Raw genomic sequence first — 16,500 nt, forward strand, 5'->3', positions numbered from 1 at the left:
AGGTGAACAGAATGGAAACAGTGGCGGTACAGCGGAAGTTCTCGGGGAAACGTAACCGTCTGGACAAACCGGAGCTGCTAGCTCCGGCGGGTAATCTGGAAAAACTGAAATTTGCGATCCATTACGGTGCAGATGCCGTATATATCGGTGGACAGGCCTATGGACTGCGTTCCAACGCGGATAACTTCAGCTTTGAAGAGATGCGTGAAGGTGTGGAGTTTGCCAAAAAGTATGGAGCCAAAGTGTTCGTAGCGACGAACATCTATGCACATAATGAGGATGTTGAGGGTATCGAAACGTACCTGCAAAACCTCTATAATGCGGGGATCTCTGCGATCATCGTAGCCGATCCGGCTATCATTGAAGTAGCTCTTCGTGCTGTGCCAGGCCTTGAGGTACATCTAAGTACTCAACAATCCACACTCAACTGGCAAGCCGTGAAGTTCTGGAAAGATGAAGGACTTCCACGTGTTGTTCTCGGACGTGAGACCAGCTTTGAAGAGATTGAAGAGATCAAGGCCAATGTGGATATCGAAATTGAAGCCTTTATTCATGGGGCGATGTGTTCCTCGTATTCCGGACGTTGTGTGCTCTCCAACCATTTTACGGATCGGGACTCCAACCGGGGTGGCTGTTGCCAGTCTTGTCGCTGGAAGTATGATCTGTTCGAGGATGCGAGAGAAGATACGGTGTGGGTCAGCGAAGAGGACATGCAGATGAAGGCACCTGCGCCATTCAAACTGGGTGAGAACCAGCTTCCTCTGTTCCAGGAACAGGATAATTCATTCTCCATGGGATCTAAGGATCTGTGCATGATTGGTCATATCCCAGAGTTGATTGATGTGGGTGTGGACAGTTTCAAGATCGAAGGACGTATGAAATCTATCCACTACGTGGCAACTGTGGTTAACGTATACCGTCAAGCCATTGACGCTTATATGGCCGACCCGGACAACTATGTTCTGAAACCTGAGTGGGTTGAAGAAATGAACAAAGCGGCAAATCGCCCGCTCAATACCGGCTTTTTCTATGATACACCAGACCATGAAGATCATATCTATGAACCGGAAGAAAAGGCTGTACCTTTTGACTTCGCTGGCTTGGTCATGGGGTATGATGCTGTCACAGGAATGGCAACCATTCAACAGCGCAATCACTTCAAACCAGGACAGGAAATCGAATTTTTCGGTCCGGGAGGTCACTTTTTCAAACAGGTGGTCGGCGAAATACAGGATGAAGAGGGCAATGTTCTAGATGCTGCTCGTCACCCGTTGCAACTGATTAAAATGAAGGTAGATCAACCGGTTTCGTACTTCGATATGATGAGAAAAAAGAAGTAGGCTCAAATACCTACAATGTGTCAATATTGTATTACGATTTAACAAAATAGTGTTATGAAATTTACATGGGGACCTCCGTATATCGGCAGATGGGGGTCTTTTTTTTATAGAAAAATAGGAATAAAGTTGTAAAATATTTCTGGAAAGTGAAAGGGGAACGAAGAAAACTGTCGAATACTACATATTTATAGGGGAGAGAAAGAAAAATCTAACAAGTAAATTACTGGCAGGTGAATGGGATTGGTTCAAAAGAAGCAGAAAGACAGTGGGGAGCAAGTGACAAAAGTCGAGCAGGTTAATCCTGAGAAGGTTCAGAAAGTGAAGAAAGAAAAAGTAGTCAAAAGCAAAACGACAGGTAATGGCAAAAGATTGTTTAAGATTGACCGCAGCAAGCTCAAGCTGGGCTGGCTCAAGACTGATTGGGTGAAGAAACAATTTAAAAACCGGGATTGGAAAAACCTTGGAGGGTCTTCTTTCCAACAGATTAAGAAGGCAAATCCGGTTAAATCCGTAGGGGTTAAACTGTTCTTGATCTTTTTTGCGGCAATTATGATTTTTGTAGTGAGTTTAGGTCTATTATCCTATTCGAAGGCCAAAGGTACGATAGAGAAAAATGCTTCGCGTGCCAATCAGGAGACCATTGATCAGACCAAGCAAAAAATGGACATCATTTTGGAGCGGTTTGTCGATACATCCACACAGATTTTCTTTGATCCGGAAATGCAGTCCTTGCTACAAAAAATGTCAGATACGAATTTGACTGCGTATGATACATTCGTGAACTCAAGTTCAATCAACAAGCAACTGTCCAATGTTGCATTTACAAATAAATCTATGGAAGCGATTTATTTAGTGCCTACGGACGATACAAAGTCCATTATGGGTACCGGCAGCAACAGTTCATCCATGGGCAGCATTCGCCAGGAAGCATGGTACAGTGAGTTAATTGAGGCGGGCGGTTATCGCTGGCTTCCAACAGAGGTCAAAGAAGATGGCTCAACGCCAACGTTTAAAATTGCACGTTCCATGAAAAACTTGCAGGGGACCACTCAGTCGTATGTTCTGGTTATTGAACTGAAACTGGAAGTTTTGGAGGAACAATTGAAATCGCTTGATCTGGGGCCAGGAGCTATTCTTCAACTGATTGCTCCGGATAATAAAGTCGTTGCATCCTCTATCTCGGATCGTACAGGACAAGATACAGAGCTTGCATTTGTCAAAGAGTTGACCGAACCAGCAGGTAGCACGAATACGGAGTATACGGTAGATGGCAAATCTACGGAAATGCTGGCTGTATACAGTACGATGGATACATCCAATTGGAAACTGGTTGGTATGATACCTACCTCTGTTTTGGTTCAGGACGCAAAAGGCATTCTGACTCTGACCCTGTGGATGGCACTGGTTGATGCGGGGATTGCAGTATTGATCGGGATCTGGATGGTGCGTATGATCGCTCGTCCACTCGGCAAATTGAAAGACCTGATGCAGGAAGGTGCGAAAGGTAATCTTAAAGTTCGTACACCATATAGCTCCCAGGATGAAATTGGTCAGCTCTCGACTGCCTTCAATCTGATGATGGAGCAGATTACTAAGCTGGTTGAACAAACCAATCGTTCTGCGCAGGAAGTATTGGATACGGCCTCTGAGCTGAGCAGTGCATCCAAGAAAACGGCTGTATCTGCTTCGGAGATCGCCGTAGCTACAGAGGAGATCGCAGGCGGTGCAGGCAGTTTGGCAACCGAAGCGGAACGTGGCAATGAATTAACTGACAATATCTCTCGTCAGATGCAGAGTGTAATCGCTGCTAATGAACAGATGGGTGATTCTGCTCGTCATGTAGAGAAGTCCAGTCAGACAGGAACACAACATCTGAATCAGTTGATGACCAAAACGCAGAAGACAGAAGAAATGATTGGTGCACTGGTGAATAAGGTTGATTCGCTGAAAGAGAGCACGTCTTCTGTTCTGAAAGTGCTTGAAGTGCTGCAAAACATAACGAAACAGACAAATATTCTTTCCCTGAATGCAACCATTGAAGCAGCACGTGCCGGTGCAGCCGGACGCGGATTCATGGTGGTGGCTGATGAGGTTCGTCAGCTCGCGGCTCAATCCAGACAATCCATTGAGATGGTTGGAGAGATTACAGACAAAATCATGACTGAAATGAATGAGACCGTGGATGCGTTGTCAGCAGCTTATCCGTTATTCAAGGAACAGATGGATGCGGTTAAAGATACCAACGTCATCTTTGCTTCCGTACAGGAACAGATGGGTGCATTTGTGGAACGTCTGGGCATGGTGACAGGTTCTATTGGAGATTTAAACAAATCCCAAGGTACGTTGTCTGAAGCCATGAGCAATGTCAGCGCTGTAGCTGAAGAATCTTCTGCAACGTCCCAAGAAGTAGCTTCCTTGAGCAGTGAACAGCAAAATATCAGTAACCAGCTGGTTAATCTGTCTGGCAAACTGGAGAATGTGTCTACTGAACTGAAAGAAACCTTGTCACGCTTTACGGTGTAACAAGCCAAGGTTGAAATGAGGAGAATCTGTCCCGTACATGGGACAGGTTTTCTTTTTGTTTACCGGATAATTCCAAGCCATATCAGCAATAATATGTCAAAACGACAAAAGGTGAGGTTGGGATGCATCTCCTTGCGAAACGGCGAATCTTTATAACTTGTATTCTTCTAACTCTTGTCTTTGGATTGCTTATATTACGATTGGGATGGGTCCAGATTGTTCAGGTGAATCAGACGATGCCTGGATTTCACCGAACGGTACGTGAAATGTCTGTATTGCAGCGTGAACGCGGGGTGATGCTTGACCCGGGGCGGGGACAATTTACGGATTACAAGGGGGAGGCGTTGACCGGTAAGCTGCAGTGGGGACTGGTTCTTTTTCCACAGGCAAGTCCATTAGAGAAATTACGCAAGCAAGGGGCATTAGAAGGCTCCGAGATGATACAGTTGGCAGCTATATTACATACCGATCCGGATCAATTGAAGAAGGAATGGAATCAGGAAAGTATTCCTCATTTCTGGACAGCAGGTACACATCAGCCTGTTCATTTGAACGCGGCTCAGGTGGAGCACCTACGTAGTTTGCACCTGCAAGGAGCTGGCATCTATCCGATGATGACAAGGTACCTTCAGGGGCATACAGGAATGCAGTGGATGGGTTATCTGGCTGAACAGCCTGAGTCCTCCAAAGTTCTAACTGGGCATGAGGATGAAGTAAAACAGCCATTTGCTATGAAATCAGGGGCAGCGGGACTGGAGAGGACACTTGAGCCGCTGTTAAGGGGAATTGGCCCTACGCTTGTATCACGCATGGTCTCGGGTGGTGGAGAGATTATCCCTAATATTCAGCCGCACGTCATTGCACCGACCAATAGCCATTATCCTTTACGTGTAGAAACCACAGTGGATGCTGAGTTACAGCGTGGTTTGGAGGAGTTGACGCAAGAATCTGGATTACAAGAAGGGGCCATTGTTGTGTTAGATGCCGCTAACGCAGATGTTCGCGCCATGATCTCCCGCCCTTTCTATCAGCCACAACATGTGGACCCTAAAGAATCGGCCTGGGGGAATCGTGCAGTACAGGGAGCCGTACCGGGTTCCATTTTCAAAATTGTCACTGCGGCTGCTGCTTTGGAGTATCATGCGGTTTCTAACGGAGAAGAATTCCATTGCGGTGGTGAGTACGGAAGATATGGGCTGTCTTGCTGGAAGGAGCACGGGCATGGAGACTTGAATCTGGAGCAAGGATTCGCTGAGTCTTGCAACATCGTATTTGCGGAAACGGCGCGCAGGCTGAGTATGGAACAACTGGAGAACACGGCTGATCGTCTGGGACTCGCGCGTCCGATTGGCTGGGAGGGGAAGCAGATGGCAGGAATACCTGTGTTACGACACTTTGATCATGAGGATCACGGGCGTGTGAGAACAGAGGCTGTTTCTTCTGCTGATGAAGGTGCGAAAATACAGACCGCAATTGGTCAGCGGGATGTCTTGGTTACACCTCTGCAAGCTGCCAATCTGATCGTTACACTGTTACATGATGGAAAGGTTAGTGCCCCACGTCTCGTTAAGCGCATTCGATATGCGGATGGTGGCACCATGCTGGAGATGCCCTTGCATGATTCGCCTTCAGCATCAGGACAGATTGCTCCCGCAACAGCGCATAAACTGTTATCCTGGATGAATAAGGTAGTCCGTGAGGGAACAGGAAAATCCCTGCAGCGTGCGCGGTGGCATGTTGCAGGGAAATCAGGTACAGCTCAAGTACAGAAACATGGAGAGAAGCGCAACAATCAATGGTTCATTGGTTATGGACCGGTAGAACAACCCAAATATGCTGTAGCTGTTCTTGTCCAAAATGTCTCTCCTGACAGCCAACATCAGGCGACGGCTCTCTTCAGGAAGGTGATGGACTATTTGGCGGAGTCCTCATGATCCTTCGCAGGAATGGGACGGTGTACAGTAGACTCGGCAGAACTCGATGAGGCCTTATTAACGGGTGGGTCCATGACCAATGGAGAGGATTCAAATTCATCTTTTGGCAGGTGAATCCACTTTTGCAGGTACCCTTGTTGTAACAGTTCTTTCAGAAGGATCAGAAGCACTGGAGATAACACTACACCAGCCAGGCCAAAGATCGAAAGGGAGATCAGCATAAACGAAAGCATCAAGTACGCCGAAGATACACCAATCGAGTTACCCGATATTTTCGGTTCCAGCAATTGTCGTGTCAGCATCGTCACTGCCAGAATGACAATCAGGCCAATCGCCAGGCTACTATTGCCTATAATGAATAAGTAGACGATCCATGGAATAAACACAACAGGAACACCAAGCAGTGGCACCAGATCAAAGACCGCACAGACTGCTGCAATGGTAAAGGCGTTAGAGGTTCCCAAAATCAACAAACCTGCATAAATCAATACAAACGTAATGAGCATCATGATCAACTGTGCCTTCAGATATGAGCGGATCGTCTTGAACACGTGATTACGCATGAATTCAATAGCTAACTTTAATGTTTTGGGCGTTTTCGCACGGGCGAACTTGCGCCAGGATTCAATCTCGATACTGAGGAAAAATGCCAGAATAATCGCAATTCCGAAGTTCGTAATAAACGAAGAGAATGAACTGAGGAAACCTACAACGAATTGCGCGCCGCTAGTTACCCATTTGGACAGGAACCCGGTCAGGGTTGCAAAATAATCATTCGCTTTTTCCATAACTCCATCAGGGAGAGCGTCTGACTTGTCCTGAATGAATAGAACCAGATTGGTGAATTCACGTTGTATCATTTCAATGTATACGGGAAAATTATCTTGAAGATTGGAAATTTGTGAAATGATAATCAAGCCTACCCCAAAAAAGGCAGCGACAATTAATGCAAGAAACAACAAGACGGAGATGGCGGCTCCAAGTGTCTTGGGCAATCCTTTGCGATGTAAAAATTTGGCCAGCGGTTCAATCATCCAATACACAATGAATGATAGAAAGACCGGTGCAGCCACATGGTATAATTGACTGAAACCGTACATGATCACATACACGGTTAATACGAGCAATGCGATGTCAAAGACAGTTCGCCCGTATTTTTTGTAAAGCGGTAGCATGGACATGGCTCCTTTTGATGGCAATAATTAGATTGTATTTATTGTACACGATAGCTATCTTTTTGGGAAAACAGGATTCAAGAAAAGTCTGAACTATGATAAAATTAAAGGCGGTTTATTTTAGATAGTGCCATAGTGCACCGTAATTCAGCAGGAGAAGTGGGGAGCTTGCAACATGACAACGATACTTCAGAGTATTCTACTGTGGTTATTGTATCTTTCATCTTTTTACGCCTTTATTCCAAGTTTGATTAGCAGGTTTTTCGGGTTTCGTGTATTCAGACGGGGAAAAAGTGATACACAATTTGCATTAACGTTTGACGATGGGCCAGATCCACACTATACGCCTAGACTGCTCGATCTGCTCCGTCAGTATCAAGCAAAAGCAACATTTTTTGTCGTTGGAGAACATGCTGCGAGTCATCCTGAACTCATTCAGCGTATACATGACGAAGGCCATCTTATTGGCATTCATAATTATATTCACAAGACGAACTGGCTCATGCGGCCACGTACCGTTCGAGATCAGATTCAGCGAACAGGTCAGATCATCCATGAAGTAACCGGCGTGAAGACTTGTTATTATCGTCCACCGTGGGGAATTATGAATTTGTTTGATTTTTTCAGCAAGAAAGAACGAAAGATTGTACTGTGGTCCTCCATGTTTGAAGACTGGAGAAGCAGAGTAGGTGCCCAGAGATTGACCGAACGGATGCTGAAGGAACTGAGAGGCGGTGAAGTCATGCTGCTGCATGATCGAGGAACGACCCTTGGTGCTGATGCACACGCGCCGGAGCAGATGCTTCAGGCGCTGGAAGTCGTCTTGCAGGAAGCTGAACGACTAGGCCTGCAAAGCGTACGCGTCGATACGTTGATGGGAGGTATCACAGTGAGCGAATCTCAGAACAAGAATCAACCACAGACAACGTTGAAGTTATGGAAACGACTCGTTGTGGCCTTGTGGCTGGGTTGGGAGAAGTTGTTCCACTGGGTATATCATCTGCGGACGGCTTCGCCAGAAGATCCAATGCTGCACTTTCGATCCCGTGTATATCACGGAGCACGAATGGAGATGAGTGATGGTCATGTCATTCAAAACGGAGATCCGGTCATTGAACTGCATTTTGACAATCAGAAGTTGTTTGAACTTGGGGTGACTTCACGTTCCAGTATGCATTTGGCTATTCGCATGATTCGGACGATGGAACAGCAATTGCCGGATTTGGCACGCATGGTGGCACTCGAACCTGAGTTACGCTCTGCCAAGGCGATATACGGTGTGAGCATGATTAACAGAGGTCCGGAAAAATTCGGATTTACCATACAAGACCTACCCCCTGGGCCGTTCAGTGCTGCATCCAAAGTATACTTGAAGCTGCTGTTGAGTGTGATCCATCCGGCAGGAACCAAACGTCTGAAACAGCGTACAGAACAATTGGTACCCAAGATGATTGCCATGCCGCTGGATGTACTGCTTGAACGTTACGGTCAACATACGACGCAGGTAGCAGCAACGGTAGAAGAGTCGAGAGATGGCTCGCTGTTAATTGAAAAAGAGTTACTTCCAGAGCAGAATTAAACGGACTGATCACACCAACCAGCAAAAGAAAAGGGTTGCCCTTCGCCAGATTTGGCAGAAGAGCAACCCTTTATTTATTAGTGAATTAGATACTCAGTACGCCACCGTTGCTTGCATTGGTAACCAGTTTGGAATAACGAGCCAGGTAACCGGTTTTTACTTTCGGTTCAAAGCCTTTCCAACCTGCGCGACGATGTTCAAACTCTTCGTCACTGATGTGCAATTCGATGATACGGTTGTTCAGATCCAGCTCAATGATGTCTCCTTCTTCAACAAAGGCGATTGGACCACCTTCAGCTGCTTCCGGAGAAATATGTCCGATACTGATTCCGCGGGATGCGCCAGAGAAGCGTCCATCGGTGATCAGACCAACTTTGGCACCCAATCCCATACCTACGATCTGGGAAGTAGGAGCCAGCATCTCAGGCATACCTGGTCCGCCTTTTGGTCCTTCATAACGGATAACAACAACATGTCCTTCTTTAACTTTGCCGTTAGCAATACCTTCGAGCGCTTGCTCCTGGGAGTCAAAGCAGATGGCAGGACCTTTGTGGTATCCGCCAACCGAAGCATCAACTGCACCAACTTTGATGATAGCGCCTTGTGGTGCAAGGTTACCAAACAATACAGCTAGGCCGCCTTTTTCGGAATGCGGGTTATCCAGATGGTGAATGACATTTGTATCCTGAATTTCTTTTCCTTCAACGTTCTCACGGATTGTTTTACCTGTTACCGTAATGCAGTCACCATGAATTGCGCCTGGTTTCTTGAGCAATTCGTTCAGCACTGCGCTTACGCCGCCTGCATTGTGAACGTCTTCGATGTGAAGATCGGAAGCAGGTGCAAGTTTCGCCAGATGCGGAACGCGGTTCGCTACTTCATTAATACGTTCGATTGGATACTCGATACCTGCTTCATGAGCCAGTGCCAGCGTGTGCAGTACTGTATTCGTAGATCCGCCCATCGCCATATCCAGTGCAAACGCGTTATCGATCGCTTCTACAGTTACGATATCACGTGGTTTCAAGTCCAATTTGATGAGTTCCATCAATTGGGTAGCAGATTGTTTAACAAACTCACGACGCTCAGGAGCAACGGCAAGAATGGTTCCGTTACCTGGCATAGCCAGTCCCATCGCTTCAGCCAGACAGTTCATGGAGTTTGCCGTAAACATACCGGAACATGATCCACATGTTGGACAGCCGAACTGTTCAAGTTCAAGCAAGCTCTTATCATCAATTTTACCTGCTTGGTAAGCCCCTACACCTTCGAATACGGAAGTCAGGGAAAGAGCTTTACCATTGCTGTCACGACCAGCTTTCATTGGTCCACCACTTACGAACAGGGTAGGGATGTTTACGCGAAGCGCACCCATCATCATGCCTGGTGTGATTTTGTCACAGTTCGGGATACATACCATGCCGTCGAACCAGTGTGCAGATACAACGGTTTCCACGGAATCCGCGATAATGTCACGGCTTGGCAGCGAGTAACGCATACCAATGTGTCCCATGGCAATACCATCATCTACTCCGATGGTGTTGAATTCGAATGGAACGCCACCGGCTTCACGAATAGCATCCTTTACAATTTTACCGAATTCCTGAAGGTGGACGTGGCCGGGCACGATATCGATGTATGAGTTACATACGGCAATAAACGGCTTGCCGAAATCCTCTTCTTTAACGCCCGCTGCGCGGAGCAAACTCCGGTGTGGTGCACGGTCAAAACCTTTTTTGATCATATCGGAACGCATCTTCTTGGCTGACATGGTGTATTCCCCCCAAATATATAATATTGAGCAACATGAATGGAAAAGTAAATGGCAGTGCATCTGTCGTTTAATTTCATCCGTACTCTAAAAAAAAGGACCGGCAAGCCGGTGTCGAGCTCCCCGTAGTTTGTGAAATTCTTTGCTGCTTTAAACCCGTGAACACCCAGTTTTTCTATTGAGTCTATCACAACCGTCGTCATATTTCTACAATCAATAGAAAGAAGCCTCAAACCATTTTCATGGAATTAGACTTCTTGATTTGCGGGAAAGCTATGATCATGTTTCGATGTGGCAAGCGGAATTCATTAGTTTGTTCCGCCTTTGCGTCCAATCTCACGATAGAATTCCTTATTATGAGTTTCGGAGGTTGCTTCGCCGCCCTTGCGACCAATCTGCTTGTAAAAGTCAGTGTCATGGGCATCTGAAGTCGCTTCTCCACCCTTTTTTCCAATCATCTGGTAGAAGCTTCGATCATGGTTCTTGGAAGTCGCTTTGCCACCTAATCTGCCAGCTTCCTCACGGCTCATCTTGCGTTCTGACGTCGGTTGACGTGCCATTACAAATCACTCCTTACAACGATAAGTTGTTTTTTGTAGCGCGTACCCCTAATTTACCACCTTATTTCCAGCCTGAAACAACACACCAAGATAGAATCGATGGTGAAGAGATCCGTCAGAGCATTAGGCCGACCGTTTGAACACCTCATGCCGATTGAAAGAAAAGCGGGATATATCCGGTTCAATTATGGGTTTGAACGTGTGACGTACAGCCGGCAGAGCCAGTGTGACTGCGAAGAGTATGGCAATGACAAGTATGACTGGAATATACGCCGAGTTTCCCATATAACTGTAGACTCCAGACCAGATCGCGAGACGAACGAGAAACCCGTGCAGCAGGAACACATAGAGTGTGCGTCGTCCAAGGTCCGTCAGTCTGGAAGTCAAGGAAGGTACCCAAGCCAAGAACAATGCTGCCGATGCGATTTCCAGCAAGTATACACCTACCCGGAAGATGCCGGCATACCATTCGTGGTGACCCAGTTCGGCGTACGTCATGCTGCCGAGTAACCATCCGGTTGAAATATTCAAACCCCCATACCCGATCCATACCAACAGTGCAGCAGAGAGAATGGCTGCGGTTTTTCGCCCCCAACCGGATAATAAACGTGAACGGATGGTTGCTCCATAGTCATAACCGATGACAAAAAACGGCAAAAATACAAACGTACGGCTGAAGCTGAGCCAGAACCCGTCGATGGGCAAATACCCGGCAATTACACCGAGCGCAATCGATCCAATCAGCCGATATATCGGTTTCCAGGAAATCGTCAGACGAAGCAACAGTCGCCAACAGAAATGACTCGCGAGAAACCATAACAGCAAGTAAGGTGCAAAGAAGGATAGCCGCATATGGGGGGTGTGAAATACGGTAAAGTCCATCAATGCGTATAAGGACTGAAACAGTACATACTGTAGTGCAATCTGCTTCAGGACATTTCGCCCAGATGCACCCTGAAGTGAGTGTGTCGCAAAATACCCGGTTACCCATACAAAGAGTGGCATGTGAAACGTATATATCCACAGGAACAGAGCTTCTGCTCCTGCAAAACGTGTGATGAGTGGTTCAAGTGCATTACCAGTAAGGACACAGACGATAAGCATAAAGCGCAGATTGTAAAAGAAAGATTCCTGATCATCCCGGATCAGTGTCTGATTTTTCATGGTGTAGCCCCCTTATAGACCCTGTTTGCAAGGTCATTTGCATCTGTAATAAGGGTAATATGGATGTTCATTATCTATTGTGATTTAATTCACATCGGTAAGCGTTATCTTTTCTCAAAGCTGTGACAACAAAATGAACGCTTCGGGATTGACAACGGTTGCATAGAGGATGACAATAGAAAAAGAAGATGAGGGAATGTAACTATAAGGGGGGAAGAAATCATGTCAACGAGTCCCTATCCAAGCCCGGAAATTATTACGTTTGGGGAGAGTATGGGTTTGCTGACCGCCAAGGATACAAGAGGGCTGGAATATGCAGCCACACTGGACAAGTCTTTCGGGGGTGCTGAGAGCAATCTGGCTATTGGCGTATCCCGCCTGGGGCATACCAGTGGTTGGTTTGGACGTTTGGGCAATGATCCGATGGGCAGTATGATTCTGAAAGCCATTCGCGGTGAAGGCGTAGATGTATCCCGAGTACGTTTAAGTGATGACGAGCCCACTGGTTTGATGATTCGTGAGAACGCTTCCGGGAAAGCCTCGGTGCATTATTATAGGAAGCTATCTGCTGCAAGTGCGATTACACCTGATGATCTGGATCCCGACTATATTGCCGGGGCGAAGATATTGCATGTTACGGGTATAACGGCAGCGATAAGCCCGTCCGGACTTGCTACGGTAGAGGCTGCCATACATATTGCCAAACAGGCAGGGGTGAAAGTAAGCTTTGATCCAAATCTGCGTCTCAAACTATGGTCAGCGGATGAGGCCCGTCCAGTTATACTGCGTTTAGCTGAACTGGCGGACTACTTTTTACCGGGTCTGGACGAGATGAAACTTCTATATAACGAAGAAAATGATCAAAAAGTACTTGAGCGTTTATCTGCCATGAATGCTGTGTGCATCGTGAAGGGTGGCCCTGATTTGACCTACGTATTGGCGAATGGTACCCTAACGGAAGTTCCGTACTTTAAGGCGGATAATGTTCTGGATACGGTAGGAGCAGGAGATGGTTTCTGCGCGGGATTTTTATCGGGTTTGTTAAAAGGATACTCCCCGCAGGAAGCAACCCGTCTCGGCAATTTGACCGGTTCCATGGTTATACAGGCTGTTGGCGATTGGGAGGCGCTCCCGACGTGGGGGCAGGTCGAGGCCAAGCTGAACAACGTTGCCCATGTTGAGCGCTAGTCGCTGCTGACATCATATATGGCTCATCTTCGTTCTTAAATGTAAGGCTTGTATACACAACCACCACATTGACAAGGGAGAGAATGAAATGAAGAAGCTTCAGCTGTTACAAAAAATTACGGACAATGGGGTTGTGGCAGTTCTGCGTGCAGATTCTGCGGATCAAGTCATTGCCATGGCCGAGCAAGCGATTGCGGGTGGCATTAAAGTTATCGAGATTACGATGACAGTACCCAGTGCACTCAAAGCCATTGAAAAATTAAGCCGTGTATACCATTGGAACACACAAGATCCAGAGAAATTCGCGATTATTGGTGCGGGAACGGTGCTTGAACCGCAAACGGCAAGAGCGGCCATCATGTCAGGTGCCGAGTTTGTAGTCGGACCTTCCCTGAACCCGGATACCGTGCAGATCTGCAACCTGTATCGAATTCCGATTCTGCCTGGTGTGATGACGATTGCTGACGTTCAACGCGCATTGGAACTTGGCGTGGACATTGTGAAGTTGTTCCCGGGTAATCTGTATGATCCTTCGATTATCAAAACGATGAAGGGCCCTATGCCGCAGGCGAATTTTATGCCAACTGGCGGGGTATCCTTGTCTAATCTGGGGGATTGGATCAAGGGTGGAGCAGTCGCTGTAGGGATCGGCTCCGACTTGACAGCGGAAGCTGTGAAGACGGGTGACCTGAGTCATGTCCGTCGCAAAGCTGAACAATATATGGATGCTTACCGCAAGGCCAAGGCTGAATAATATTTTTAATTCGTAGAAGAGGGGAGCCTGATGGACGAAGGCTCCCAATTCTGTGAGCCGCGGCACCTGCGGAAGTGAAGAAAGGTGATTAATGTTGAGAAATCGGTATAATACAGGGCGCAAGAAGAGGGGCATCGGGAAATTCCTGCTCGTACTTCTGGCGCTCATTGTCATTGGATGTGGATTTGTTGCGTGGAAATTATTCACATCATACGGTCCCCAAGAAACAGCTCAAACAGCCATGGAAACAGCCAATCCGGTGACGGTGAGTGAACAAGAGAACTGGATTGATTTTGTGCCAGACAAACCGACGGGGAAAAGTGTACTTTTCTATCCTGGTGGACTGGTAAAACCGGAAAGTTATGCACCACTTGCGCATGAGCTGGCTGCTGCGGGTCATCACACGATTATTGCCAAGATGCCAGTTAACCTGGCAGTGCTTAAGCCAAACTTGGCAGATGAGATTCTGGCCGCATATCCAGAAGAACAATTTGTTATGGGTGGACACTCTCTCGGCGGGTCGATGGCTGCACGTTATGTAGCCGCACATCCAGATGCACTTCACGGGATCTTCTTCTTGGCATCTTACCCGGATGAAAAAGGAAGCGTAAAGTCACTTGGAATACCTGCTTTATCTATTCTGGGTACTAAAGATGAAGTCGTGAATGCTACGAAGTATCAGAATGGACGGATGTATCTTCCAGAAGACACCTTATATTACACCATTGAAGGTGGTAACCACGCCCAGTTCGGTGATTATGGTCATCAAAAAGGAGATGGCGAGGCGGAAGTGAGTGGAGAAGAACAGCTGAATCAGACGGTCAAGACGGTACTGGCTTGGTTAAGTACCATCAAGTAGGTTTTGATTATACTGCATTAAGGGTTGAATGCATTTATAGCATAACTTGATGGAGGTGATATGGATGACCATGCTTCAAGTGAATGGAGTGCAGATCCCATGTAAAGGGATCCTGTTCGATAAAGATGGAACACTGCTGGAATTCCTCCAGCTATGGGGGCCGTGGGCAGAGTCGTTGCTGAGTCAGTTACAAGTACGTATGAATGAGCTTGGAGCTTCATTTACGGTTGAACTGGAGCACGTTCTGGGCACTATTCATAATGCAGAAGGTCACATTGTCGGCTATGATCTGCAAGGTCCACTTGCCATTGCGACTGTGGATGAGTGCACGGGATTGCTTGCCGGGCAGTTATATGCAGCAGGCATGCCATGGAATGAAGCGATCACAACGATACGCCAATTTTCAAGTGTAGCCATGAAATCGGTAAGAGAGCGCAAATCGGCTGAACCGATGCCAGGATTACTTGCTTTCTTACAGAGTTGCAGGGCAGCAGACATACCTCTGGCAGTCGTCACTTCAGACAGTACAGCGGCAGCAGAAACACATCTGGATTGGATGGGGATTCGTTCCTTTTTCACCTCCATTGTGGGCTGTGATCGGGTGACCCAGGGCAAACCAGATGGAGAAGCAGCACTCTTGGCTTGCCGTGAATTACATATCGATCCTGCCGAGGCAGTTGTAATTGGAGACAGCAATGGGGATATGCAGATGGGGCGGCACGCAGAGGTATCCTATACGCTCGGTTACTGTCCGCAGTTAGATCAAGGATCTCATCTGGTTGATGCCCATGCCATTATTCGTCATTATAATGAGATAAGCGTTACTTAATAAGTTAGCCTAGCCAGAATGAACTATATAAAAGGAGGAGAGAGGATGAACGCAACAGAACAACTGGCTGCATGGATTCAGGAAAGCTCCCGGATTGTTTTTTTCGGAGGGGCCGGAACTTCAACGGAAAGCGGGATTCCCGACTTCCGCTCGGCTGCGGGTCTGTATCAGACGGAGCAGCATTCGCCTTATCCACCGGAAGAGTTGTTAAGCCGACATTTTTTTGATCAACATGCCGATATTTTTTATGATTTTTATCGTGGCAAAATGCTTCATCCAGATGCGGAACCGAATGGGTGTCATCGATTGCTGGCCCGTCTGGAGCAGGAGGGGAAACTTCAGGCAGTCATCACGCAAAATATTGATGGGCTGCATCAGAAGGCAGGCAGCAGTAATGTCTTTGAGCTTCACGGCTCAGTTCATCGTAATGCCTGCATGGATTGCAAACAGTTTTATACGCTGCATGAAATTATACAATCCCAAGATACCGTACCTCACTGTACCACATGTGGTGGTGTGATCAAGCCGGATGTGGTGCTGTACGAAGAGGAGCTGGATCAGACGACATTGTATCGTTCCATTGATGCACTGTCTTCTGCAGATCTGTTACTCGTGGGAGGCACGTCACTGACGGTATATCCGGCGGCCCAGTTAATTACGTATTTTCAGGGAAAACATACCGTTCTGCTCAACGCTACACCTACCGCTTACGACAGCAGGGCTGATTTGCTGATTACAGAGCCGATTGGTGAGGTAATGAATAATGTGGACCAGCTTCTTGGTTGAACGTATGGACTGAATAACCGCATTCTCCGGTATAGACC

General features: G+C 47.1%; 12 protein-coding genes and 1 pseudogene. 9 read left to right on the forward strand and 4 right to left on the reverse strand.

Annotated features, from left to right (window positions below; all coding sequences use genetic code 11):
• Window positions 1-11 precede the first annotated feature (11 nt).
• The 3 genes from J2Z28_RS11055 to J2Z28_RS11065 all read left to right on the forward strand — a co-directional run bounded on the left by J2Z28_RS11055 (window position 12) and on the right by J2Z28_RS11065 (window position 5,797).
• Window positions 12-1,340 (forward strand): peptidase U32 family protein, encoded by a 1,329-nt coding sequence (locus J2Z28_RS11055; protein ID WP_211082519.1) that lies wholly within the window; start codon window positions 12-14, stop codon window positions 1,338-1,340.
• 234 nt (window positions 1,341-1,574) lie between these two features.
• A complete protein-coding gene (locus J2Z28_RS11060) occupies window positions 1,575-3,863 on the forward strand; it encodes a methyl-accepting chemotaxis protein (protein ID WP_244988229.1) in 2,289 nt (762 codons plus the stop codon).
• 236 nt (window positions 3,864-4,099) lie between these two features.
• Window positions 4,100-5,797 (forward strand): peptidoglycan D,D-transpeptidase FtsI family protein, encoded by a 1,698-nt coding sequence (locus J2Z28_RS11065; protein WP_244988230.1) that lies wholly within the window; start codon window positions 4,100-4,102, stop codon window positions 5,795-5,797.
• Here the strand turns inward: J2Z28_RS11065 and J2Z28_RS11070 are convergent.
• Window positions 5,776-6,972, reverse strand: a complete 1,197-nt coding sequence (locus tag J2Z28_RS11070; protein WP_211082522.1) for an AI-2E family transporter — start codon at window positions 6,970-6,972, stop codon at window positions 5,776-5,778. The genes J2Z28_RS11065 and J2Z28_RS11070 overlap by 22 nt on opposite strands.
• Window positions 6,973-7,147: 175 nt before the next feature.
• On the opposite strand from J2Z28_RS11070, the gene J2Z28_RS11075 reads away from it, so the two are divergent.
• Entirely contained in the window at window positions 7,148-8,551 is a 1,404-nt protein-coding gene (locus J2Z28_RS11075) for a polysaccharide deacetylase family protein (protein ID WP_211082523.1), read from the forward strand.
• 85 nt (window positions 8,552-8,636) lie between these two features.
• On the opposite strand, the gene ilvD is transcribed toward J2Z28_RS11075, so the two are convergent.
• From ilvD to J2Z28_RS11090, 3 genes and pseudogenes are all read right to left on the reverse strand, one after another.
• Window positions 8,637-10,322, reverse strand: a complete 1,686-nt coding sequence (gene ilvD / locus J2Z28_RS11080) for a dihydroxy-acid dehydratase (RefSeq protein WP_211082524.1) — start codon at window positions 10,320-10,322, stop codon at window positions 8,637-8,639.
• Between the two features lie 317 nt (window positions 10,323-10,639).
• Window positions 10,640-10,882, reverse strand: a pseudogene (locus tag J2Z28_RS11085) (KGG domain-containing protein); the annotation flags it as partial.
• Window positions 10,883-11,005: 123 nt separating this feature from the next.
• Window positions 11,006-12,046: an acyltransferase family protein gene (locus J2Z28_RS11090; protein ID WP_211082526.1), complete on the reverse strand. Its 1,041-nt coding sequence runs from the start codon at window positions 12,044-12,046 to the stop codon at window positions 11,006-11,008.
• 222 nt (window positions 12,047-12,268) lie between these two features.
• On the opposite strand from J2Z28_RS11090, the gene J2Z28_RS11095 reads away from it, so the two are divergent.
• The 5 genes from J2Z28_RS11095 (at window position 12,269) to J2Z28_RS11115 (ending at window position 16,462) form a co-directional block, all read left to right on the forward strand.
• Complete coding sequence (locus tag J2Z28_RS11095; RefSeq protein ID WP_211082527.1) at window positions 12,269-13,234, forward strand: sugar kinase; 966 nt, start codon at window positions 12,269-12,271, stop codon at window positions 13,232-13,234.
• Window positions 13,235-13,322: 88 nt separating this feature from the next.
• Window positions 13,323-13,988 carry a bifunctional 2-keto-4-hydroxyglutarate aldolase/2-keto-3-deoxy-6-phosphogluconate aldolase gene (locus J2Z28_RS11100; protein ID WP_047844056.1) on the forward strand — a complete coding sequence of 222 codons (666 nt, stop codon included), beginning with the start codon at window positions 13,323-13,325 and terminating at the stop codon, window positions 13,986-13,988.
• A 91-nt stretch (window positions 13,989-14,079) separates the two neighbouring features.
• The gene (locus tag J2Z28_RS11105; RefSeq protein ID WP_211082528.1) at window positions 14,080-14,847 is read left to right on the forward strand and encodes an alpha/beta fold hydrolase; all 768 of its coding nucleotides are present in this window, start codon (window positions 14,080-14,082) and stop codon (window positions 14,845-14,847) included.
• 64 nt (window positions 14,848-14,911) lie between these two features.
• Window positions 14,912-15,676: an HAD family hydrolase gene (locus J2Z28_RS11110; RefSeq protein WP_211082529.1), complete on the forward strand. Its 765-nt coding sequence runs from the start codon at window positions 14,912-14,914 to the stop codon at window positions 15,674-15,676.
• Between the two features lie 45 nt (window positions 15,677-15,721).
• Window positions 15,722-16,462: an NAD-dependent protein deacylase gene (locus J2Z28_RS11115; protein WP_211082530.1), complete on the forward strand. Its 741-nt coding sequence runs from the start codon at window positions 15,722-15,724 to the stop codon at window positions 16,460-16,462.
• Window positions 16,463-16,500: the final 38 nt, after the last annotated feature.

The organism is Paenibacillus xylanexedens (assembly GCF_017874615.1).
Lineage (GTDB): Bacteria > Bacillota > Bacilli > Paenibacillales > Paenibacillaceae > Paenibacillus > Paenibacillus xylanexedens.

Coding starts and splice junctions, on each gene's coding strand:
- J2Z28_RS11055 (WP_211082519.1), top strand. CDS start 12: ATGGAAACAGTGGCGGTACAGCGGAAGTTCTCGGGGAAACGTAACCGT.
- J2Z28_RS11060 (WP_244988229.1), top strand. CDS start 1,575: ATGGGATTGGTTCAAAAGAAGCAGAAAGACAGTGGGGAGCAAGTGACA.
- J2Z28_RS11065 (WP_244988230.1), top strand. CDS start 4,100: ATGCCTGGATTTCACCGAACGGTACGTGAAATGTCTGTATTGCAGCGT.
- J2Z28_RS11070 (WP_211082522.1), bottom strand. CDS start 6,972: ATGCTACCGCTTTACAAAAAATACGGGCGAACTGTCTTTGACATCGCA.
- J2Z28_RS11075 (WP_211082523.1), top strand. CDS start 7,148: ATGACAACGATACTTCAGAGTATTCTACTGTGGTTATTGTATCTTTCA.
- ilvD (WP_211082524.1), bottom strand. CDS start 10,322: ATGTCAGCCAAGAAGATGCGTTCCGATATGATCAAAAAAGGTTTTGAC.
- J2Z28_RS11090 (WP_211082526.1), bottom strand. CDS start 12,046: ATGAAAAATCAGACACTGATCCGGGATGATCAGGAATCTTTCTTTTAC.
- J2Z28_RS11095 (WP_211082527.1), top strand. CDS start 12,269: ATGTCAACGAGTCCCTATCCAAGCCCGGAAATTATTACGTTTGGGGAG.
- J2Z28_RS11100 (WP_047844056.1), top strand. CDS start 13,323: ATGAAGAAGCTTCAGCTGTTACAAAAAATTACGGACAATGGGGTTGTG.
- J2Z28_RS11105 (WP_211082528.1), top strand. CDS start 14,080: ATGTTGAGAAATCGGTATAATACAGGGCGCAAGAAGAGGGGCATCGGG.
- J2Z28_RS11110 (WP_211082529.1), top strand. CDS start 14,912: ATGACCATGCTTCAAGTGAATGGAGTGCAGATCCCATGTAAAGGGATC.
- J2Z28_RS11115 (WP_211082530.1), top strand. CDS start 15,722: ATGAACGCAACAGAACAACTGGCTGCATGGATTCAGGAAAGCTCCCGG.